The 19796-nt window shown below is 68.7% G+C and carries 19 protein-coding genes, 3 tRNA genes and 1 pseudogene; 17 read left to right on the top strand and 6 right to left on the bottom strand.

What is annotated here, in order from left to right:
* A pseudogene (locus tag VJS38_RS02180) lies at positions 1 to 1295 on the bottom strand (class I poly(R)-hydroxyalkanoic acid synthase); the annotation flags it as partial.
* A 149-nt stretch (positions 1296 to 1444) separates the two neighbouring features.
* Between VJS38_RS02180 and VJS38_RS02175 the strand changes: the two are divergent.
* The 8 genes from VJS38_RS02175 (at position 1445) to VJS38_RS02140 (ending at position 9353) form a co-directional block, all read left to right on the top strand.
* The gene (locus VJS38_RS02175) at positions 1445 to 1825 is read left to right on the top strand and encodes a hypothetical protein (RefSeq protein WP_324086511.1); all 381 of its coding nucleotides are present in this window, start codon (positions 1445 to 1447) and stop codon (positions 1823 to 1825) included.
* 125 nt (positions 1826 to 1950) lie between these two features.
* Positions 1951 to 3171 carry an LL-diaminopimelate aminotransferase gene (locus VJS38_RS02170; RefSeq protein ID WP_324086510.1) on the top strand — a complete coding sequence of 407 codons (1221 nt, stop codon included), beginning with the start codon at positions 1951 to 1953 and terminating at the stop codon, positions 3169 to 3171.
* On the top strand, positions 3168 to 4457 hold the full coding sequence (locus tag VJS38_RS02165) for a homoserine dehydrogenase (RefSeq protein WP_324086509.1): 1290 nt from the start codon (positions 3168 to 3170) through the stop codon (positions 4455 to 4457). Before VJS38_RS02170 ends, VJS38_RS02165 begins: the two co-directional genes overlap by 4 nt.
* 87 nt (positions 4458 to 4544) lie before the next feature.
* Positions 4545 to 5495, top strand: a complete 951-nt coding sequence (gene glpX / locus VJS38_RS02160) for a class II fructose-bisphosphatase (RefSeq protein WP_324086508.1) — start codon at positions 4545 to 4547, stop codon at positions 5493 to 5495.
* Between the two features lie 89 nt (positions 5496 to 5584).
* Positions 5585 to 7390 (top strand): single-stranded-DNA-specific exonuclease RecJ, encoded by a 1806-nt coding sequence (gene recJ, locus VJS38_RS02155; RefSeq protein ID WP_324086507.1) that lies wholly within the window; start codon positions 5585 to 5587, stop codon positions 7388 to 7390.
* Between the two features lie 62 nt (positions 7391 to 7452).
* Positions 7453 to 7527, top strand: a tRNA-Glu gene (locus VJS38_RS02150).
* Between the two features lie 264 nt (positions 7528 to 7791).
* A complete protein-coding gene (locus VJS38_RS02145; RefSeq protein ID WP_324086506.1) occupies positions 7792 to 8760 on the top strand; it encodes a hypothetical protein in 969 nt (322 codons plus the stop codon).
* Positions 8757 to 9353, top strand: a complete 597-nt coding sequence (locus VJS38_RS02140; protein ID WP_324086505.1) for a hypothetical protein — start codon at positions 8757 to 8759, stop codon at positions 9351 to 9353. The genes VJS38_RS02145 and VJS38_RS02140 overlap by 4 nt, the downstream gene beginning before the upstream one ends.
* 319 nt (positions 9354 to 9672) lie before the next feature.
* On the opposite strand, the gene VJS38_RS02135 is transcribed toward VJS38_RS02140, so the two are convergent.
* Complete coding sequence (locus VJS38_RS02135; RefSeq protein ID WP_324086504.1) at positions 9673 to 9933, bottom strand: hypothetical protein; 261 nt, start codon at positions 9931 to 9933, stop codon at positions 9673 to 9675.
* Between the two features lie 330 nt (positions 9934 to 10263).
* Between VJS38_RS02135 and VJS38_RS02130 the strand changes: the two genes are divergently transcribed.
* The 6 genes from VJS38_RS02130 to VJS38_RS02105 all read left to right on the top strand — a co-directional run bounded on the left by VJS38_RS02130 (position 10264) and on the right by VJS38_RS02105 (position 12447).
* Positions 10264 to 10860 carry a cold shock domain-containing protein gene (locus tag VJS38_RS02130; RefSeq protein WP_324086503.1) on the top strand — a complete coding sequence of 199 codons (597 nt, stop codon included), beginning with the start codon at positions 10264 to 10266 and terminating at the stop codon, positions 10858 to 10860.
* 23 nt (positions 10861 to 10883) lie between these two features.
* Positions 10884 to 11408, top strand: coding sequence for a DUF192 domain-containing protein (locus VJS38_RS02125; protein WP_324086502.1), 525 nt, complete (start codon positions 10884 to 10886; stop codon positions 11406 to 11408).
* Complete coding sequence (locus VJS38_RS02120; protein ID WP_324086501.1) at positions 11405 to 11833, top strand: PaaI family thioesterase; 429 nt, start codon at positions 11405 to 11407, stop codon at positions 11831 to 11833. Before VJS38_RS02125 ends, VJS38_RS02120 begins: the two co-directional genes overlap by 4 nt.
* A gap of 113 nt (positions 11834 to 11946) precedes the next feature.
* Positions 11947 to 12023 (top strand) — tRNA-Pro (locus VJS38_RS02115).
* A gap of 29 nt (positions 12024 to 12052) precedes the next feature.
* Positions 12053 to 12361, top strand: coding sequence for an ETC complex I subunit (locus tag VJS38_RS02110; RefSeq protein WP_324086500.1), 309 nt, complete (start codon positions 12053 to 12055; stop codon positions 12359 to 12361).
* Positions 12362 to 12370: 9 nt separating this feature from the next.
* Positions 12371 to 12447 (top strand) — tRNA-Arg (locus VJS38_RS02105).
* A 24-nt stretch (positions 12448 to 12471) separates the two neighbouring features.
* Here VJS38_RS02105 and VJS38_RS02100 read toward each other — a convergent pair.
* The 4 genes from VJS38_RS02100 to VJS38_RS02085 are packed head-to-tail and all read right to left on the bottom strand — an operon-like array spanning position 12472 to position 16404.
* Positions 12472 to 13329 (bottom strand): kinase, encoded by an 858-nt coding sequence (locus VJS38_RS02100; protein WP_324086499.1) that lies wholly within the window; start codon positions 13327 to 13329, stop codon positions 12472 to 12474.
* 15 nt (positions 13330 to 13344) lie between these two features.
* Positions 13345 to 14511 (bottom strand): cystathionine beta-lyase, encoded by a 1167-nt coding sequence (metC, locus tag VJS38_RS02095; RefSeq protein ID WP_324086498.1) that lies wholly within the window; start codon positions 14509 to 14511, stop codon positions 13345 to 13347.
* Between the two features lie 46 nt (positions 14512 to 14557).
* Positions 14558 to 15400 (bottom strand): 3-mercaptopyruvate sulfurtransferase, encoded by an 843-nt coding sequence (gene sseA, locus VJS38_RS02090; RefSeq protein ID WP_324086497.1) that lies wholly within the window; start codon positions 15398 to 15400, stop codon positions 14558 to 14560.
* Positions 15397 to 16404 carry a cysteine synthase A gene (locus tag VJS38_RS02085; RefSeq protein WP_324086496.1) on the bottom strand — a complete coding sequence of 336 codons (1008 nt, stop codon included), beginning with the start codon at positions 16402 to 16404 and terminating at the stop codon, positions 15397 to 15399. The genes sseA and VJS38_RS02085 overlap by 4 nt, the downstream gene beginning before the upstream one ends.
* Before the next feature lie 93 nt (positions 16405 to 16497).
* Between VJS38_RS02085 and kdsA the strand changes: the two genes are divergently transcribed.
* The 3 genes from kdsA to rfaD form a co-directional block, all read left to right on the top strand.
* Positions 16498 to 17364, top strand: coding sequence for a 3-deoxy-8-phosphooctulonate synthase (gene kdsA / locus VJS38_RS02080; RefSeq protein WP_324086495.1), 867 nt, complete (start codon positions 16498 to 16500; stop codon positions 17362 to 17364).
* A 33-nt stretch (positions 17365 to 17397) separates the two neighbouring features.
* On the top strand, positions 17398 to 18891 hold the full coding sequence (rfaE2, locus tag VJS38_RS02075) for a D-glycero-beta-D-manno-heptose 1-phosphate adenylyltransferase (RefSeq protein ID WP_324086494.1): 1494 nt from the start codon (positions 17398 to 17400) through the stop codon (positions 18889 to 18891).
* A partial coding sequence (rfaD, locus tag VJS38_RS02070) for an ADP-glyceromanno-heptose 6-epimerase (RefSeq protein WP_324086493.1) occupies positions 18888 to 19796 on the top strand: 909 nt, incomplete at its 3' end. The genes rfaE2 and rfaD, both read left to right, overlap by 4 nt.

The raw sequence follows: 19796 nt of genomic DNA, 5'->3' as shown, positions 1-19796 counted from the left end.
GCCAGGCTGACGCCCAGCAGGGTGCCGCCGATGCAGTAGCCGACCGCGTTCACCTGGCCGACGCCGCATTGCTTCATCGCCGCGGCGGCGCCTTCGTACACGCCCTGGCGCATGTAGTCCTCGATCGTCTTGGTCGAGAGGCTCGCATCCGGGTTGACCCAGGAGGTCAGGAAGACCGTAACGCCCTGATCCGTCAGCCAACGGATCAGGGAGTTCTCCGGCCGCAAGTCCAGGATGTAGTACTTGTTGATCCAGGGCGGGTAGATCACCAAGGGGATCTGGAACACCGTCTCGGTCGTCGGCGAATACTGAATGAGCTCGATGATCTCGTTCCTGAAAACCACCTTGCCCGGCGCGGTAGCGACGTTCTTGCCGATCTCGAATGTCGCGAAGCTGGTCTGGCTGATCGCCAGGTCGCCGCGGCCGCGCCTCAGGTCGGCGGCGAAGTTCTCCATGCCGCGGACGAGGCTCTCGCCCTCCGTCTCCAGGGCCGTCCGCAGCGCGGCGGGATTGGACGCCAGGAAGTTGGTCGGCGCGAAGGCGTCGGTCAGCATCTTGGTGAAGAACTCGACCCGCCGTTTTTCGATCGGATCGACCCCCTCGACGCTGGCGACGAGCGCGTTCATCCAGTTCGACGTCAAGAGGTACGATTGCTTGATGACGTCGAAGACCGGATTGTCCTGCCATTCGGGATCGGCGAAGCGCTTGTCGCCCTTGGCCGGTTGCACGACCGGCTCGGGCGTCGCGCCCTCGACCAGGCGTCGCGTGGTGGCGTGCCAGAGGTCCATGTAGCGGTTGAAGAGATCCGCATGCGCGCTCATCAGCCGATCCGGCTCGGCGACGAGGCGGCCCAGCACGTCGTTGAGCGCGGGCGCGACGTTGAACGGATCCGGCGACAGGGCGGCGGGCCGGTCGGCCTGCTTCAACGCCACCTCGGCGATGGCGCCCTGGGCCGCGAGCGCGGCGCGCGCGAGATTCTCCGACAGCTTCTCGATCTGGGCCTGCTGTTCGGCGCTGAGGGCGCCGAAGAGGGCGTCGCGGGCCGGCGCCTCTTCCGCCTTCGGGGCGGGCGCGGGGGTGGCTTCGGCGACGGCCAGCTCGGCCGCCTCCAGGGGCGCGCCGTCCTTGATAACGTTCGGCTCGGCGGCCTCCATCACCTCGAGCGATTCGGGCAGCGGCGGCTTCGGCGCGCCTTCGGGCGTGAGCGGAATGACGTTCTCGTCGGCCTTGGCGCGGGATCCGGAAGACTTGCCGGCGGGCGAAATCGGTTCCGAGCCAAGGGTCTGCTCACTCATCGACTTTTCCTCCCGGCCCGAAGACGCACGCGCTCTTTCACCTTTAGCCATCATCGCATAAGACGATTACGGAGATGAACGCGCTTGACCGCAAAATTATGAACGCCGCCAAAAGCTCGACGGGTGCACGCATTTTGGGCGCGGCCGTTTTGGCCGGGCTTCTGGCGGGCTGCGCGAACCCCATCGCCAGCGTCAAGGTCGATCCCAATTCGCCGATCGCCCCCGAGGTGGCCAGGCTGGCGAGTTCCGACAAGGACTACCCGAGCTTCTGGGAAATCCCGGCCAAGCCGACCGACGTCGAGCCGCCGCGGGTCTACGGCGATCGGGCGCGCAAGGTCCTGGCCGCGCGCGACCGGCTGGACGCCGCAACCCAGCCGAACACCTGGACCCTGAACTCCACGGCGAGCTTCCAGGCGCGCGCCCAGGCCGACGCCGGCCCCAACTTCAACGCCTCGACCACCTCGGACACCGAGGCGTTCGCCAACTCGGTCCGCAAGCGAGCTACCCCGCCCCCGCCGGCGAACCGCTAGGGGCCGCCCGCGGGGGCGCAATTTTCCTTATCATTGGCTTGGCTGACTCCCGCCCGGAGTCTATCCATGCCCGGCTTCAGCTCCCTTCAGCCGCACTGGGCAGCCCGCGGCGCCAGAGCTTTCAAATGACCCCGGAATTCCACCGCATCCGTCGCCTCCCGCCTTACGTCTTCGAGGAGGTGAACCGCATCAAGGCCCGGCTCCGCGGCCAGGGCGTGGACATCATCGACTTCGGCATGGGCAACCCCGACATGCCGACCCCCAAGCACATCGTCGACAAGCTGGTCGAGACCGCACGCGATCCCAAGGCCGGCCGCTACTCGGCCTCCAAGGGCATTTCCGGCCTGCGCAAGGCGATGGCCGGCTACTATGAGCGCCGCTTCGGCGTGAAGCTCAATCCCGACACCGAGGTGATCGCCACCCTGGGCTCGAAGGAAGGCTTCGCCAACCTCGCCCAGGCCCTGACCGCCCCCGGCGACGTGATCATCTGCCCGAACCCGGCCTATCCGATCCACGCCTACGGCTTCATCATGGCCGGCGGAGTGATCCGCCATGTGCCGGCGCTCTCGCCGGAAGATTACCTCTCGGGCATCAGCCGTGCGGTCAAGCACTCCGCGCCGCCGCCCAGCGTGCTGATCGTCAGCTACCCCTCGAACCCGACGGCGCAGTGGGTCGACGTCGACTTCTACCGGGAGATCGTCGCACTCGCCCGCAAGCACGAGATGCTGGTGCTTTCCGACATCGCCTATTCGGAGATCTACTTCGAGGACAACCCGCCGCCGTCGATCCTCCAGGTCGAGGGCGCCAAGGAGATCGCCGTCGAGGTCAATTCGCTGTCCAAGACCTTCGCCATGGCCGGCTGGCGGGTCGGCATGGTGGTCGGCAACGAACGGATGTGCTCGGCCCTGGCGCGCGTGAAGTCCTACCTTGACTACGGCGCCTATACCCCGATCCAGGTCGCCGCGGCCGCCGCGCTCAACGGCCCGGCCGATTGCGTCGAGGAGATCCGCGGCATTTACAAGAAGCGCCGCGACGTCCTGGTGGAATCGATGAAGCGGGCCGGCTGGGACGTGCCGGCGCCGCCCGCCTCGATGTTCGCCTGGGCGCCGCTGCCCGAGCAGTACCGCGAGGCCGGCTCGATGCTGTTCTCCAAGCTGCTGATTGAAGAAGCCGGGGTCGCCGTGGCGCCCGGCATCGCGTTCGGCGAATACGGCGAGGGTTATGTACGGATCGGACTCGTCGAGAACGAGCACCGGATCCGGCAGGCCGCGCGCAACGTGAAGAAGTTCCTGGCGCAGAGCGACGAGATCCTCGCGCGCGCCCACAACAACATGGCGGCCCAATGAAAAATCGGGATTGGCGGATCGGCGTCGCGGGACTTGGCACCGTCGGCACGGGATTGCTGAAGTTCCTGGCCGAGCGCCCGGATTTCGCACCGGCCGGCGGCCGGGTGACGGTGGCGGGGGTCTCGGCCCGCTCGCGCTCGCGGCCCCGGCCGTTCGACATCTCGGGCCTGCCCTGGTTCGACGATCCGGTGGCGCTGGCGACCTCGCCTGACGTCGACCTCTTCGTCGAGCTGATCGGCGGCTCGGACGGCCCGGCCAAGGCCGCGGTCCAGGCCGCGCTCGCCGCGGGCAAGCCCGTCGTGACCGCCAACAAGGCCTTGATCGCCGAGCACGGGGCCGAGCTGGCCGCGCTCTCGGAAGCGCAGGGCGCGCCGCTGTTGTTCGAAGCCGCGGTGATGGGCGGCACGCCGGCCGTGAAGATGCTGCGCGAGGCGATGGTCGGCGACGACGTGAAGTCGGTCGCCGGCATCCTCAACGGCACCTGCAACTACATCCTGACCGAGATGGAGGCCGCCGGCCGCTCGTTCGGCGACGTCCTGGCCGAGGCCCAGCGCCTGGGCTACGCCGAGGCCGATCCGACCATGGACGTCGGCGGCTTCGACGCGGCCCACAAGATCTCGATCCTGGCGGCGCTCGCCTTCGGTTGCGCGCCGAACTACGCCGCCGCCGAGGTCGAGGGCATCGAGCAGGTCGAACTGCTCGACATCCAGCTGGCCAAGGACCTCGGTTACCGGATCAAGCTGGTCGCCTCCGCCGACCGCTCGCCGGACGGCGTCCTCGTCCGGGTGCATCCGTCGCTCGCGCCGCTCGCCCATCCGCTGGCCCAGGCGGGCGGGGCGCTCAACGCCCTCTTCATCGAGGGCGAGCGGATCGGCCGGATCTTCGTCCAGGGGCCGGGCGCGGGCTCCGGCCCGACCGCTGCGGCGGTGGCCGCCGACATCGCCGACGTCATGACCGGGACGTCGCGCCCGGTGTTCCAGGCCCCGGCCGGCTCGCTCGAGCCCTTCACGCCGGTGGATCCGTCGAAGAGCCTCAGCCGCGCCTATCTGCGCTTCCTGGTCAAGGACGAGCCGGGCGTGATCGCCGCCGTTTCGGAAACCCTCGCCGAGGCGGGGGTCTCGATCGAGAGCTTCCTGCAGAAGCCGGTGGAGAACGCCAGTGGCGTGCCGATCGTGCTCACCACCCATTCGGTCGCCGAGTCGGTGCTGAAGGCCGCCATCGACCGGATCGCCGGCCTACCTGCGGTGCTGGAGCGTCCGCGGCTGTTGCGCATCGCACGGATCTGAGAATCCGGCGACGGTAGGGTGTTACCCTAAAGATCTGCTGCGCCGATCGCAGGTTGCGCAGAGGCCAGCGTGGAGTAACGGTTGGACATGAGCGTCAAGCTTCTCGACCGCAGCCTGGTTCTCGACGCCGTCCGCGTCACCGAGAACGCCGCCGTCGCCGCCTGGAAGCTCGCCGGGCGGGGCGACGAGATGGCCGCCGACCAGGCGGCCGTCGACGCCGTGCGCCAGACGCTGAACGAGCTCGACATCGACGGGCAGATCGTGATCGGCGAGGGCGAGCGCGACGAGGCGTCGATGCTCTACATCGGCGAGAAGGTCGGCCGGGGCGGGGCCAAGCTGGACATCGCCGTCGATCCGCTGGAGGGGGCCACGCTCACCGCCAAGGCGATGGGCAATGCGCTGGCGGTCATGGCGCTGGCCCCGCGCGGGACCCTGCTGACGGCGCCCGACACCTATATGGACAAGATCGCCTGCGGCCCGGGCTTTCCGCCGGGCGCGATCGACCTCGACCGGACGCCCGCGGAGAACGTGGCCGCGCTCGCCCGGGCCAAGGGGGTGGCGGCTTCCGAGATCACCGTCTGCATCCTCGATCGGCCGCGGCACGGCGACATCATCGGCGCGGTGCGCGACGCGGGCGCCCGCATCGCCCTGATCGCCGACGGCGACATCGCCGGGGTGATCAACACCGCCGATCCGGACACGGGCGTCGACCTTTACCTGGGGCAGGGCGGCGCGCCCGAAGGCGTGCTGGCCTGCGCGGCGCTGAAGTGCGTCGGCGGCCAGTTCCAGGGCCGGCTGGTGTTCCGCAACGCCGACGAGCGCGCCCGCGCCCGGCGAGCGGGCATCGAGGACTTCGACAAGAAGTACGACCTGCACGAGCTGGTGCGCGGAGACGCCATCTTCGCCGCCACCGGCGTCACCAGCGGCGCACTGCTCAAGGGCGTGAGCCGGCGGAACGGCTTCGTCTCCACGCACTCCCTGGTGATGAACTCGGCGACCCACACGGTCCGCGAAGTGCGGACGCGGCGGGCGGTCTGAAAACAGCAGATCCTCCCGCATAGGGGCGAATTTGGCCCTGCGACTCTGTCGAATCCCGGACTACGGCCGAGTCGTGCGACAACGGCGCCATGACCGTCGCCGAACTCGATCAACCCGAGGCCTATCTGGGCGTGCATCGCTCGCTGACCGGCCGGGCCTGGCGCGAGCGCGCCGCCGACCCGGAGCTGGTCCGCCGCCACCAGCTCAGCCTGGGCCTCTCCCAGCCGCTGGCGCGGGCGCTGGCTTCGCGCGGGATTGGCCATGACGACGGGCCGGACTATCTGAACCCGACCCTCAAGGCGCTGTTTCCCGATCCGTCCGGCTTCACCGACATGGACCGGGCGGCCGCGATCCTGGTCGACGCGCTGGAGCGGCGCAGGCCCGCCGTGGTCTTCGCCGACTATGACGTCGACGGCGCATCCTCCGCGGCCCAGCTGGTGCGTTGGTTCCGCAGCCAGGGCCACGAGCTTTCGATCTACGTCCCCGACCGCCTGACCGAGGGCTACGGTCCGTCGCCGGCGGCTTTCCGGCGGCTGAAGGACGAGGGCGCCGAGTTGGTCGTCACCGTCGACTGCGGGGCCGCGGCGCATGACGCGCTCGCCTGCGCAGCGGAGATCGGGCTGGAGGTGGTGGTCATCGACCATCACCTCATGCGCGGCGACGAGATCCCGCCGGTCGCGGCCCTGGTGAACCCGAACCGGCCCGACTGCCGCTCCGGCCAGGGCCGGCTGGCGGCCGCGGGCGTGACCTTCGTGCTGCTGGCGGCGCTGAACCGCGAGGCGCGCCGGCGGGGGCTCTTCGGCGACCGGCCGGAGCCAGACCTGCGCCAGTGGCTGGACCTCGCCGCCATGGGCGCGATCTGCGACGTGACCCAGCTGGTGGGCTTCAACCGCGCGCTGGCCGCCCAGGGGCTGAAGGTGATGTCGGCCTGGCGCAATCCGGGCCTCAAGGCGCTGCTGGAGGTCGCCAAGAGCCAAGGGCCGGCTTCCGTCTTCCACGTCGGCTTCGTGCTGGGGCCGCGGATCAACGCCGGGGGCCGCATCGGACGCTCGGACCTGGGCGCGCGGCTGCTCTCCACCGACGATCCGGAGGAGGCCCGCGCCCTCGCCGAGGAGCTGGACGGGCTGAACGCCTCGCGCAAGGAGGTCGAGCGCCAGGTCACCGAGGCCGCCATCGAGCTGATCGAGCGGCAGAGCAACCAGGCCGACGCGCCCGTGCTGGTGGTCGCCGCCGACGACTGGCACCCTGGCGTCATCGGCATCGTCGCAGGACGGCTGCGCGAGCGCTATCGCAAGCCCACGATCGTCATCGGCGTCGATCGCGCCGCCAACGTCGGCAAGGGCTCTGGCCGCTCTCAGCCCGGGGTGAACCTCGGCCGGGCCGTGCAGGCGGCCTACGAGGAGGGCCTGCTGCTCGCCGGCGGCGGCCACGCCATGGCGGCCGGACTGTCGGTGCGGCCCGATTCCATCCCCGAGCTGCGCGAGTTCCTCTGCGACCGGCTGGCCGGCGAGGCCGAGGCCGCCAGCGCCGCCGACGGGCTGGAGATCGACGCCGTGGTCACCACGGCCGGCTGCGACCGCGGCCTGTGGCAGGACTTTCAGCGGCTGGCGCCGTTCGGCCCGGGCAATCCCGAGCCGCTGTTCGCCGCCGCCGACGTGCGCATCGAACGGCCGATGGCGCTGCGCGGCGGCCACGTCCGCTGCACCCTGGTGGACCGCTCTGGCGGCAAGCTCAAGGCCGTCGCCTGGCGCGTCGAGGACTCAGACCTCGGCCGCCGGCTGCTGCAGGAGGGGGGGGCGATCCACGTCGCCGGCCGTCTGAAGCCTGACGATTGGCAGGGGCGCGAAGGGGTGCAGTTCGAGATCGAAGACGCCGCCGATCCGCGTTCGGTCTAATGTTGCAAACAGGGCCTTGCCCCCCCGGAGGAAGGTGGCTATAGAGCCGCCCTCCGCGACGCGGTCCCTTCGTCTATCGGTTAGGACGTCAGGTTTTCAACCTGAAGAGAGGGGTTCGACTCCCCTAGGGACTGCCAGCGCGGGCTAACCCAAACAAAACAATGGGTTAGGGGCTATTCTGCCCCTTATTTTCAACACGCTTTTCAACGCCATTTTCAACGCTGTCCGAGGCCGCGAAAAGCTGTGGATAAGTCAGCCGCGCTGCGACTCGCCACAGAAGAAATGGAGCTTGCAGGCGCAACGGCGGCGCTATAGAACAAAACAGGAACCCACGAGCCTAGGTTGTCACGATGGCGCTACTCGCTACTGTGCGGCGACCGGAAAGGCCTGGGGAGGCAAGCTTGGCGCTAAAGGCTCATACTCGTGAGGTCTTGTTCTGCGACCTCATCGTCAAACGGCGTGCGCAGCACGCGCCGTTTCCGGAGATGAGCAAGCTCGTCGCCCTCTGGAAGCGGGCGGCGGACCAGAAGCTCCCGCCCAAGCTGTTCGACAAGGGCGAGGCGAGTTGCATCATTAATGAGGTCCGGATTGATGAAGCTCGGCAGATCGTCACTATTCTCCTGAGCGTGGCCGACAAGCGAGCGCCCGACCAAACCTATGGCAACCACGTGAAGCGCAGCTCACGCACGGTCGCGAAGGAGGCGGACGAGGGCAATGAGCACTCGGCCCATCTGGTTATATCTCTGACGCACCGGCCCAACTATCCGGAGACCTACGCTTGCCTGGTCGAGCGGGTGCCCACGCTCTCCATTCCCCGCGTCCAATCGATGTTGAACGACGTGGTGAAGCGCTACTGTGAGATCGATCCGTCGCTATTCAGCTTCAATGCGGTCTCGGGGGCCAAGGCGAAGGTCCAGAATTTCATCCCGAACATCATCCTCGCCGGAAACCCCTCCGCCGCGTTCCAGCGCGATATCGAAGAGGGCAGGATCAACGGCCTTCGGCTGATCAAGTCGATGCCCAAGCAAAGTCTCGGTAGCGGCAACTACCTCGAATTGAGCGACCTTGAGGTCAAGGTGAACGTCAGCAAGCTCATCCCGCCAGGGCAGCGCTGGGCGACGATCTTGCAGGCCGTCCAGACGCAGAAGGCCACCTACAGCAGGGCCAAAATGTATCTTGCGCCAGCCGGCAGCGACTCCGCAGCCTCCTTCGAGTTTGATACCGACACCGGCGCGATCATCGGGGAGGCCTACGTGCGCCGCCAATCGATTTCGAACATCGACCCCGTTTTGCGCTCAGCGACGGATAAGATCGTAGACCACCTTGCCATGAAGATGGTCGCTCTGCTGGAGAAGGAACGCACGGGGTGACTGTCAGCTACGAGCTGAGCAGACCCCTAGCCTTCAGCAGGATCAAGGGGCCAGGGCTCCGGGTCTACCGGGACGTTCTTCCTTGGGTGACGGTGCTGGTCGCACTGGTCCTGTATTGGGTCCTGCCGCTTCGGATAGCCCTAGTAGGGAACACGTCCGTCGTTGCGATGGCGTCACCGTTCTTTGCCAGCTTGCCGGGGTTCTTCATTGCTGCGCTTGCGGCCGTGGCAACCTTCCACGGCGCTGATCTCGACCGCGAGATGAGCAACGTGACGGCTGACATGACGATCAGGGGAGAGACCGCGCCGAGCGCGCTCACGCTGCGGGTCTTCCTTTGCTACCTGTTTGCCTACCTGACCGCGATTTCGTTCCTCGGCTTTTTCCTGTGCGCCTCGGTGTCGCTTCTCGCCAAGAATTTGCATGCCCTTGCGGCGATTGCGTCTTGGGGCGACCATGCTCGGGAACAACTGATAGGCAGCGCTCTGCGCTCCGTATTCGTCGTGTTGGTGACGCTAGTCGGCGCAAGGGTCGTCTTCTGCACCGCGCTCGGGCTCTATTTCTTGGCGGAACGGGTTCACCAAGAGCTTTCGTAGTGAGCGGACGCCTGCCACGTTAGTTTCTGGCCGAGGCAGCGCTGAAGCGGTCATTCTTGGGGCGACATGAGGTTTGACCGAGAGGACAACTGGAGCGACTTCCCCTGGCTGCTCGATGAAGTCGTCATCTGGGAAAAGGAAAGTGCGCCCGGAGTCATCCGTTATCGTGCGTGGGTCAGGGCGAACGATTGGAAAATCAGACTGAACGACTTCCCATCAGAGCCTATGTACACGTTAGTGATCAACGGCGACGAGATTATCCACTTCACCGACTGGCCTAGGCATTGGCAACCGAAGCCCCCCTGATCGCCCGTCGAGACTACGGCTGACCGAGCAGGGCCGATGCGAGGCCGAAGAACTGGTCCGGATGACGCGCCTTGTGAGCGAGCACCCGTAGGTCCGCATCTCTCAGCTTCTTCCAGAGCAGGTCCGTCCAGACCTCGGAAATGGCCTCAGACTCAGTGCGCCCTTGGCGCTCCAACTCTGCGCGGTGCGCTTGCAGGAGCGCGCTCCGAGAAAGCTGCTCGCCTCGGCTGGCGGCCACCAATAGCGCCGCTCTGACCACCTCGATGTCGTTCATAGGGCTCAGGAGAGCATGTGCGCGAGAAATCGGCTAACCCGCTCGACTACGTCTACTTCAACACTGTTTTCAACACTCCTTTCAGCGACGCACTCCGTCAAGTCGTTGAGTCTCTAAAGAGTTTTGTTAAATCAGGCGTCTATGCCCCTCGGACGCCCCCGGGTTTAACTTCTCCCCTAGGGACTGCCACGCGCCCAGCATGAAATGCCCGTCAAAATGGCGGCGCGGCGGTTCGCTGCGCAAATGTTCATTGACGACAGTCCAAAACCTCGAACACTGTTATAGTTGGCCTTTTCCGATGGTGATCGGGGGTAACGGGCCGAGGGGCAAATGGCTGGTTACGAATTCGACCAGGTCGATACGACGGCGCTGGCCGTGCGGATCACCGGCCGCGTCAAATGGTTCGACGCGGCGAAGGGGTATGGTTTCATCGTGCCGGACGACCCGGCTCAGACGGATCTGAAGGACGTCCTGCTGCATGTCACCTGTCTGCGCAGCTCCGGTCGGGAGCATGCGCTGGAAGGCTCCACCATCACCTGCGAGGTGGTGCGCCGGGCTAAGGGCTGGCAGGTCGCCGAGGTGGTCGAACTCGACGAGAGCTCGGCCTCGCCGCCGAGCGAGCGGCGGACGCGTGAGGGCGAGGGGCCGCGTCGCGAGACCTTCGGCGCGGTCGTCAGCCGGCCGCCTCGCCGGACGGCCCTGGCCGCGGGGCCCCTGGAGCCGGCCAAGGTGAAGTGGTTCAACCGCACCAAGGGCTACGGATTCGTGGTGCGCGACGGCCAGCCGGGGGACATCTTCATCCATATCGAAACGCTGCGGCGATCTGGTATGGAGGACCTGCAGCCTGGCGAGGACGTCATGGTGCGGTTCGCCGAGGGGCCGAAGGGCCTCGTCGTCGCCGAGATCGAGTCCTCCGGCGTGGGCTGAGCCCGCCGTTCGGAGGCCGCGTCTTGTTCCATCGTTTGTTCGGCAAGCGGGCGTTGATCGCGGCCGCTCTGGTGCTTGCGGGCGCGACCGGAGCGTCGGCGGCGCCACGCCAGAGCCCCGACGCCTGCACCGCCGGCCAGGCGGAGCTGAAGCCGCTGCAGCCCCTGACGCTGGAGACCGACAAGGGACGCTACGCCTTCAAGATCGAGGACGCCGACACCGACGGCAAGCGGGAGACCGGCCTGATGTGCCGCAAGGCGTTGGCCGCGGACCGCGGGATGCTGTTCGACTTCAGGCGGCCGACCGGCAATGTCGCCTTCTGGATGCGCAACACCCTCATTCCCCTGGACATCGTCTTCATCCGGCCGGACGGGCGGGTGCTGTCGATCGCGCGCAATGCGCGGCCGCTGGACGAGACTCCGCTGCCCGCGGGCGGCGTGATCCGCGCCGTCCTGGAACTGGCCGGCGGTCGGGCGGCCGAGATCGGCCTGATGCCGGGCGACAGGGTGGTCCACCGGATCTTTCCGCAAGGAACGGCCGAGCGGTGACCACGGAAGAGGCCATTCCGGCGCCGCCCGCCGGCTTCGTGCGACTGGACGGCAAGGCCAGCTTCACGACCCACAACGGCCCGCTCTTCCAGCGGACGCCGGAAGGGGAGGCCACGGGCGTCGAGCAGGCGCTCTACATCCTGCCCCGGCACACCAATACGCTGGGCGTCCTGCACGGCGGCATGCTCTCGAGCTTCCTGGACGGGCTCCTGGGCGGCGCGGTCCGGCGCGGCAGCGGGCGCACCGGGGTGACCATCCACCTGTCGGTCGATTTCCTGCGCATGGCGCGCAAAGGCGAATGGCTGATGGGCGAGAGCCGGATGACGCACCTGACCCGCGACGTCGCCTTCGCCGAGGCCCGCGCCTGGGTCGGCCGCTCCGACGTCGGCCGCGCCACGGGGGTCTTCAAGCTGATGGACCGTTGAGCCGCCCAGGCGCGCACGACGGTTGGCGATTGCGCCGGATGCGGCTATCACGCGGCAGGTCACGTAGAGCCTAGCCGGCGCGCTGCGGGATCTGTTTGGAAAGTTCGTGGAATCGGGGCGTAGCGCAGCCTGGTAGCGCATCTGCTTTGGGAGCAGAGGGTCGCAGGTTCGAATCCTGCCGCCCCGACCACGCCGGCTGACGGGATTTGAGAGACATTCATGCTCGCGCGCATTTTCAGGCCGTCGAAGACCGCCATGCAGTCCGGCAAGGCCAAGACCAAGGATTGGGTGCTGGAGTTCGAGCCGAGCGCGGCGCGCCGCTCCGATCCGCTGATGGGCTGGACCCAGACCAGCGACACCGCCTCCAGCCAGGTCCAGCTGGCGTTCGAGACCAAGGACGAGGCGGTGCGTTATGCCGAGCATCACGGCATCGCCTTCCAGCTGTTCGACGACAAGCCCGCCAAGCGCATCATCAAGGCCTACGCCGACAACTTCGCCTTCGGCCGCAAGGTCCCCTGGACGCATTGAGGGCGATCGGCGCCCGTAGCTCAACCGGATAGAGCATCCGCCTTCTAAGCGGACGGTTGCAGGTTCGAGTCCTGCCGGGCGCGCCACACTCCAGCTAGGCCGATCACGCCCTACTCGGTGGGCAGCGGCGTGCGGTCCTCGGCCAGCGGAAAGACCAATCGCGCCCGCTCGGGCATCTCGGTGAGGATCCACCGGGTCAGGCGCTCGTAGTGGGCGACGAACCGGGCGATCTCGGCGTCCGGCATGCCGTGACCGGTGCGAGCGAGCAGCTTGTGCTCCTGCTCCTGGCGCCACGCCAGCACAGCATCGAAGCTCGGAGCCTGCAGCAGCACGACCTCCTGCAGCCGCGCGAACAGCGCCTGGTAGGGACCGTCGAGCTGGCCGTTCACATAGGCGCGCCAGCGGCCGTCGGGGTCCGCGGCCGCTTCCAGGGCGTTGACGGGCTGGGCCAGGGCGGCGGCCCCCTGGGCGCGGGCGCCGACGCACCACCCCTCGAAGATCACTACGTCCACGGGGGTGGCGACAGTGCGCCAGGCGGCGCGCGGCCGCCGGTCGTCGGTGGCCTTGTCGAAGGCGGGCAGGGCGATCCGGCCCGGCGCGCGCAGCTGGTCGAGCGCCGCGCCCGCCAATGCGACGTCATGGGTCCCCGGCGGCCCGCGAACCGCCAGCAGCGGGTGCTCCTCGCGCGCCAGGCGCTCGCGCGCCGATTTCGGCAGGTAGAAGTCGTCGAGCGAGATGGCGACGGCGCTCAGGCCGCGCGCTTCCAGCAGCCGCACCGTGGCGGCGGCGATGGTGGACTTGCCCGAGCCCTGCGCGCCGCAAAGCCCGATCAGCACCGTCCTGCGCCGCGCCTGCCGAAGGCGCGCCAGCCTGGCCGCCAGCGGCTCGCAGACCGTCTCCAGGGTCACGCGGAAGCTGTCCGGGAGGTCCTCCTCGGCGAGGAACTGTGAGATCCAATCCTGGCCCAAGTCGGCCCCTTTCCGTCAGGCCGGGGCGAGCGCCCGGCTGTAGGCGTCCAGCGCCTGCCTCAGGTCGTCGATCAGGTCCGCCGGGTCCTCCAGGCCGATGTGCAGGCGCACCAGCGGACCGGGGTGGCGGCGCTTGACCTTGCGCTGGCCGAGCTGCGGGTCGACCGAGATCGCCAGGCTCTCGAACCCGCCCCAGGAGAAGCCCAGGCCGAACAGCTTCAGGGCGTCCAAGAACGCGTTCACCGCCCGCTCCGGCGCCGGCTGCAGGGCGAAGGTGAAGAGGCTGGCCGTCCCTGTGAAGTCCCGCTTCCAGAGCGCGTGGTCCGGGCTGCCGGGCAGGGCCGGATGGTAGAGCGCGGCGACCTCCGGCTGGGCGCCCAGCCAGCCGGCGACGACGAGGCCGCTCTCGCCCTGGCGCGCCAGCCGCGCCGGCAATGTCCTCAGGCCTCGCAGCATCAGATAGGCGTCGTCCGGCGACACCGCCCAGCCGAGGTGCAGGACGCCGTCGTTCAGCTTGCGCACCAACGCCGGATCGCGCGCGGCGGCCGAGCCCATGAAGACGTCGGAATGGCCGCCGACGTACTTGGTCAGCGCCTGGATGGAGAGGTCGATCCCGTGCTGCAGCGGCTTATATAGCATGCCCGCGCCCCAGGTGTTGTCGCAGGCCGTCAGCACGCCGCGCTTGCGGGCGAGCTCGGCGACGCGGCCCATGTCCTGCATCTCCATGGTAAGCGAGCCTGGGCTCTCCATGAGGATCAGGCGCACGGCCTCGGGGGCGCCGCCGACCAGGCTCTCCGGCGCCACGTACGGGTCGAAGTAGCGGACGCCCACGCCGTAGCGTTTCAGCACATGGTCGCAGAACCGCCGGGTCGGCGCGTAGATGGTGTCGACAACCAGGATCTCGTCGCCGGCCTTCAGCACCGCCAGCAAGGCTCCGGTGACCGCCGCCAGGCCCGAAGGATAGAGGGCGACCCCGACCGCATGCTCCAGGCTCGCCAGCGCGTCCTGCAGTGCGGCCTGGGCGGCCAGCCCCTGGCGCCCGTAGGTCATCTGGTCGTGGTCGTAGAGCGCCTCGGCGTTCGGCATCAGGACGGTGGAGCCGCGCTGGATCGGCGGGCCGACGGTCTTGGCGAGCGGCTGCGGGACTGCGCCGGCGCGGATCAGGCGGGTCTTGTCGTCCATGCCTGTGCAGTTAGCCCGAAAACATCGCCGGGAGTAGGGCGATGGCTCAGGGACCCGTGACGACCGGAGTGTCGGCGCGCCCGCCCCACTCGGCCCAGGAGCCGTCGTAGAGCGCCACGTCCTCGCGGCCGAGCCGCGCCAGGCCCAGGGCGAGCAGGGCCGCGGTGACGCCGGAGCCGCAGGTGGTGACGATGGACTTGCCGAGGTCGACGCCTGCGCCCTCGAACGCCGCGCGCAGGGCCGCGGCCGACTTGAGCGCCCCGTCCGCCGTGACGAGCTCGCGCCAGGGCAGATTCTTGGCGCCCGGCATGTGGCCGGAACGCACGCCGGCCCGGGGCTCGGCCTCCTCGCCGCGGAAGCGGGGGGCGCTGCGCGCGTCGACCAGCTGGGCGTCGCCCAGTGCAAGTCGCCGCTTCACGGCCTCGATATCGCAGACCATCCCTGCCCGGAATTCCGCCGAGAGGTCGGTCGGCGACGGCGTCGCCGGCGCAACCTCGACGGCGCGGCGTTCGGCGCGCCAGCGCTGCAGTCCGCCGTCCAGCACGAAGACCTGGGGAAAACCCATGGTGCGCAGCGTCCACCAGACCCTCGGGGCGGAGAACATGTTGCGCTGATCGTAGACGACGATCGTCGCCTCGCGGCGCAAGCCCAGCGCGCCGGCCGCGACGGCGAAGTCCTGCGGCCTCGGCAGCATGTGCGGCAGGTCGCTCGCGTGGTCGGCGACGGCGTCGATGTCGAAGAACACCGCGCCCGGGATATGGCTCGCGGCATAGTCTGCGCGGCCGTCGCCGTCCTCTCCAGGCATGTACCAGGTGGCGTCCACCACCTGGACGTCCGGACGGCCCAGCCGCTCGGCCAGCCAGTCCGTGTTGACCATCGGGTCGGTCATGGCGTCGGCATCCACGGCGGTGTGGGCAGGCCGCGTTCGGTCAGGAACAGCGGGTTGAAGATCTTCGACTGGTAGCGCTGGCCGTGATCGCACAGCACCGTCACGATGGTGTGGCCGGGCCCCATGTCCTTGGCCATGCGGATGGCGCCGGCCACGTTGATCCCGGTCGAGCCGCCCATCACCAGGCCCTCGTGCTCCACGAGGTCGAAGATCGCCAGCATCATCTCCTCGTCGGAGATGCGGTAGGCGCGGTCGATGCCGACGCCTTCCAGGTTGGCGGTGATCCGGCCCTGGCCGATGCCTTCGCTGATCGAGGCGCCCTCGGCCTTCAGCTCGCCGTCGGTGTAGTAGCTGTAGAGCGCCGCGCCATGGGGGTCGGCCAGGCCGATCTGCACGTCCGCCCGCCGCTCGCGCAGGGCCATGGCCACGCCCGCCAGCGTGCCGCCCGAGCCCACGGCGCAGATGAAGCCGTCGACCTTGCCCTCGGTCTGCGCCCAGATCTCCGGGCCCGTCCCCCGGACGTGAGCCTCGCGATTGGCGACGTTGTCGAACTGGTTGGCCCAGACCGCGCCGTTCGGTTCCTTGGCGTTCAGCTCCTCGGCCAGCCGCCCGGAGTAGCGGACGTAGTTCATCGGGTTGGAGTAGGGGACCGCGTCGACCTCGACCAGCTCGGCGCCGTAGAGCCGGATGGCGTCCTTCTTCTCCTGGCTCTGGGTGCGCGGGATGACGATGACGGAGCGGTACCCCAGCGCCTTGCCGACCATGGCCAGGCCGATGCCGGTGTTGCCGGCCGTGCCCTCGACGATCACCCCGCCCGGCCGCAGCAGACCGCGGGCCTCGGCGTCGCGGATGATGAACAGGGCGGCGCGGTCCTTGACCGACTGGCCAGGGTTCATGAACTCCGCCTTGGCGAGGATTTCGCAGCCGGTGATCTCGCTGGCGCGGCGCAGGCGGATCAGCGGCGTGTTCCCGATGGCGTCGAGGAGGCTCTGTGCGATCGTCATGAGGCGCTACTTAAGGGCCTCGCTTCGATCGGAACAGAGGGGGCGATGCGACGGAGTTTGCAAACCGCTCCGGCGCAGGCCACTTAGCCGACCATGACCCAGCCGAATTCCGTCATCGAGATCAAGACCGCCCAGCGCACCGTGCGCATCGGCGCGACCGAGCAGTTGTCGGTCATCGCCGGGCCCTGCCAGCTGGAAAGCCGGCAGCACGCGCTGGAGACGGCGCATGCGCTGAAGGAGATCGCCGACCGCCTCGGGATAGGCCTGATCTACAAGACCTCGTTCGACAAGGCCAACCGCACCTCGGTGAACACCGCCCGCGGCATCGGTCTTGCGGACGCCCTGCCGATCTTCGCCGAGATCCGCGAGGTCACCGGCCTGCCGACCCTCACCGACGTCCACGAGGTCGACCAGTGCGCCTGGGCGGCGCAGGCCGTCGACGTGCTGCAGATCCCCGCCTTCCTCTGCCGCCAGACCGACCTCTTGCTGGCGGCCGGCCGCACGGGCAAGGCGGTCAACGTCAAGAAGGGCCAGTTCCTCGCCCCCTGGGACATGAAGAACGTGATCGCCAAGCTGCTCAGCACCGGCAATCCCAACGCCATGGCCTGCGAGCGCGGCGTCTCCTTCGGCTACAACACCCTGGTTTCGGACATGCGCGCCCTGCCGATCATGGGCGAGATCGGCTGTCCGGTAGTGTTCGACGCTACCCATTCGGTGCAGCAGCCGGGCGGGCAGGGGACGACCTCCGGCGGCCAGCGCGAGTTCGTGCCGGTGCTGGCGCGCGCCGCGGTGGCGGTGGGCGTGGCCGCGGTCTTCATGGAGACCCACCCCGATCCGGACCACGCCCCCTCCGACGGGCCGAACATGGTGCCGATGAGCCAGTTCGAAGGGCTGATGGCCGAACTGCTCGCGTTCGACGCGCTCGCCAAGCAAGCCAAGCGGCGCGGCCCTGCGGCTTGACCCGCCGCCCGGCGCGCCCCACACGCTAAGGCGATGGACCTTTCCGCCCTCCAGCACCTCCTGGGCCTGGTTCCCGGGCGTCGCGTCGGCTGCGTCGGCGACCTGATGGTCGACCGCTTCGTCTACGGCGAGGTGAGCCGGGTTTCGCCCGAGGCGCCGATCCCCGTGCTCGCCCGCTCACGCGAGCTGGTGATGCTGGGCGCGGCGGGCAATGTCGCGCGCAACGTCGCGGCCCTGGGCGGGCTGGTCTCCCTGGCCGGGCTGATCGGCGCCGACGCCGAGGCCGCCGAGGCGCAGCGGCTGGTCGGCGAGGAGCTGGGCGTCGAGGGCTGGCTGGTCACGGATCCCAGCCGCCCGACCACGCTCAAGACCCGCTTCGTCTCCGGCGGCCAGCAGCTGCTGCGGGTCGACATGGAGGCCAGCCGCCCGGTGACCGGCGAAATCGAGCAGCGGCTCATCGCCAAGGTCCGTGAGCTGGCCAAGGGCTGCGGCGTGATCCTGCTGTCCGACTACGGCAAGGGCGCGGTGACCGAGGCGGTGATCGCGGCCTGTCTGGAGGCCGCGCAGGCCTCCGGCGCCAAGGTCGTGGTGGACTCCAAGGCCCGCTCCTTCGCCCGCTACGGCGCGGTCGACCTGATCAAGCCGAACGCCTCGGAGCTGGCCCACGCCACCGACCTGCCGACCGGCTCCGACGCCGAGGTCGAGATGGCGCTATCCCGGGCGCTGGAGCTCTGGCAGGCCAAGGCGATCCTGGTGACGCGCGCGGCCAAGGGCCTCTCGCTGGCGGTGCGCGGCGAGCCGGTGCGCCACTTCCCGACCCTGCCGCGCGAGGTGTTCGACGTCTCCGGCGCCGGCGACACGACGCTGGCGGCGCTGGGGCTCGCGCTCGCGGCGCAGGCCTCGATCGAGGACGCCATCGCCTTCGCCCAGCTCGCGGCGGGCGTGGCGGTCTCCAAGGTCGGCACCGCCACGGTCTCGCCCGAGGAGCTGGTGGAGGCGGTGATCAGCGCCCACATGGCGCCCGCCGAGGCCAAGATCGCCACTGCCCAGCGGATGGCGGACGAGGTCGCCCGCTGGCGCGCGAAGGGTCTCCGCGTCGGCTTCACCAACGGCTGTTTCGACATCCTGCACAAGGGCCATGTCGCCTACCTCGCCCAGGCACGCAGCTGGTGCGACCGGCTGATCGTGGGCCTCAATTCCGATGACTCGGTCCGCGCCCTGAAGGGCGACGGCCGGCCGGTGAACGACCTGGAATCGCGCGCCCTGGTGCTGGCGGGCCTGGGCTCGGTCGACCTGGTGGCGCCCTTCGAGGAATCCACTCCGATCAAGCTCATCGAGGCCGCGCGGCCCGACGTCCTGATCAAGGGGGCGGACTATACGGAAGAGCAGGTCGTCGGCGGCGACCTGGTGAAATCTTGGGGCGGCGAGGTGAAGCTGGCCCAGCTGGTGGACGGTTATTCCACCACCGCAGCCATCGCCCGCATGACCAAGGGCGGCGCGAACAAGCAGGATAGGGAGCAGGCATGACCCGCAAGATCGCCTTCATCACCGGCGGCGCGGGCTTCATCGGCTCGAACCTCGCGGCCCGCCTGACCGAGGATCGCGGCCTGGACGTGGTGGTCTGCGACCGCCTGCGCGAGGCCGAGCTCGGCAAGTGGCGCAACATCGCCAAGCACGCGATCGGCGACTTCGTGGCGCCCGACCAGATGTTCGACTGGCTCGAGAAGCGTTGGCGCGACGTGGAGGTCGTGATCCACATGGCCGCGGTCTCGTCGACGACCGAGCCGGACGCGGACAAGATCATCCATTCCAACTTCACCTTGAGCCGCGACCTCTTCCGCTGGTGCGCCGACCGCCAGCGGCGGCTGATCTACGCCTCCTCGGCGGCGACCTATGGCGCGGGCGAGCACGGCTTCGACGACGACAACGACTATGAGGCCCTGGCCAGGCTTCGCCCGCTCAACACCTATGGCTGGTCGAAGGCCCTGTTCGACCTCTTCGCCGTTCGTCAGGCGCTCAGGGACTACGCGCCGCCACAGTGGGTGGGCTTGAAGTTCTTCAACGTCTACGGGCCGAACGAAGAGCACAAGCACGCGATGAAGTCGGTGGCCTCGCAGATCTGGCCGCACGTGCGCGACGGACACGGGGTGCAGCTCTTCAAGAGCTATCGCGCCGACGTGCCGGACGGCGGGCAGAAGCGCGACTTCGTCTATGTCCGCGACGCGGCGGACGTGACCGAATGGCTGCTGCAGAACCCGCAGGTCAACGGCATCTACAACCTGGGCAGCGGGGCGGCGCGCAGTTTCGCCGAGATGGCGACCGCGGTGTTCAGGGCCACCGGCCGCGAGCCGCAGATCGAATATACTCAGATGCCGCCGATGATCCGCGACAAGTACCAGTACTTCACCGAGGCCCGCATGGACCGGCTGGCG

Origin of the sequence: Phenylobacterium sp. (assembly GCF_035276905.1) — a bacterium.
Taxonomy (GTDB): Bacteria; Pseudomonadota; Alphaproteobacteria; order Caulobacterales; family Caulobacteraceae; genus Phenylobacterium.
The sequence above is the reverse complement of the archived record's forward strand: the minus strand, read 5'-3'. Positions and strand labels throughout refer to the sequence as shown.

Coding starts and splice junctions, on each gene's coding strand:
- VJS38_RS02170 (WP_324086510.1), top strand. CDS start 1,951: ATGACCCCGGAATTCCACCGCATCCGTCGCCTCCCGCCTTACGTCTTC.
- VJS38_RS02165 (WP_324086509.1), top strand. CDS start 3,168: ATGAAAAATCGGGATTGGCGGATCGGCGTCGCGGGACTTGGCACCGTC.
- glpX (WP_324086508.1), top strand. CDS start 4,545: ATGAGCGTCAAGCTTCTCGACCGCAGCCTGGTTCTCGACGCCGTCCGC.
- recJ (WP_324086507.1), top strand. CDS start 5,585: ATGACCGTCGCCGAACTCGATCAACCCGAGGCCTATCTGGGCGTGCAT.
- VJS38_RS02135 (WP_324086504.1), bottom strand. CDS start 9,933: ATGAACGACATCGAGGTGGTCAGAGCGGCGCTATTGGTGGCCGCCAGC.
- VJS38_RS02130 (WP_324086503.1), top strand. CDS start 10,264: ATGGCTGGTTACGAATTCGACCAGGTCGATACGACGGCGCTGGCCGTG.
- VJS38_RS02110 (WP_324086500.1), top strand. CDS start 12,053: ATGCTCGCGCGCATTTTCAGGCCGTCGAAGACCGCCATGCAGTCCGGC.
- metC (WP_324086498.1), bottom strand. CDS start 14,511: ATGGACGACAAGACCCGCCTGATCCGCGCCGGCGCAGTCCCGCAGCCG.
- sseA (WP_324086497.1), bottom strand. CDS start 15,400: ATGACCGACCCGATGGTCAACACGGACTGGCTGGCCGAGCGGCTGGGC.
- VJS38_RS02085 (WP_324086496.1), bottom strand. CDS start 16,404: ATGACGATCGCACAGAGCCTCCTCGACGCCATCGGGAACACGCCGCTG.
- kdsA (WP_324086495.1), top strand. CDS start 16,498: ATGACCCAGCCGAATTCCGTCATCGAGATCAAGACCGCCCAGCGCACC.
- rfaE2 (WP_324086494.1), top strand. CDS start 17,398: ATGGACCTTTCCGCCCTCCAGCACCTCCTGGGCCTGGTTCCCGGGCGT.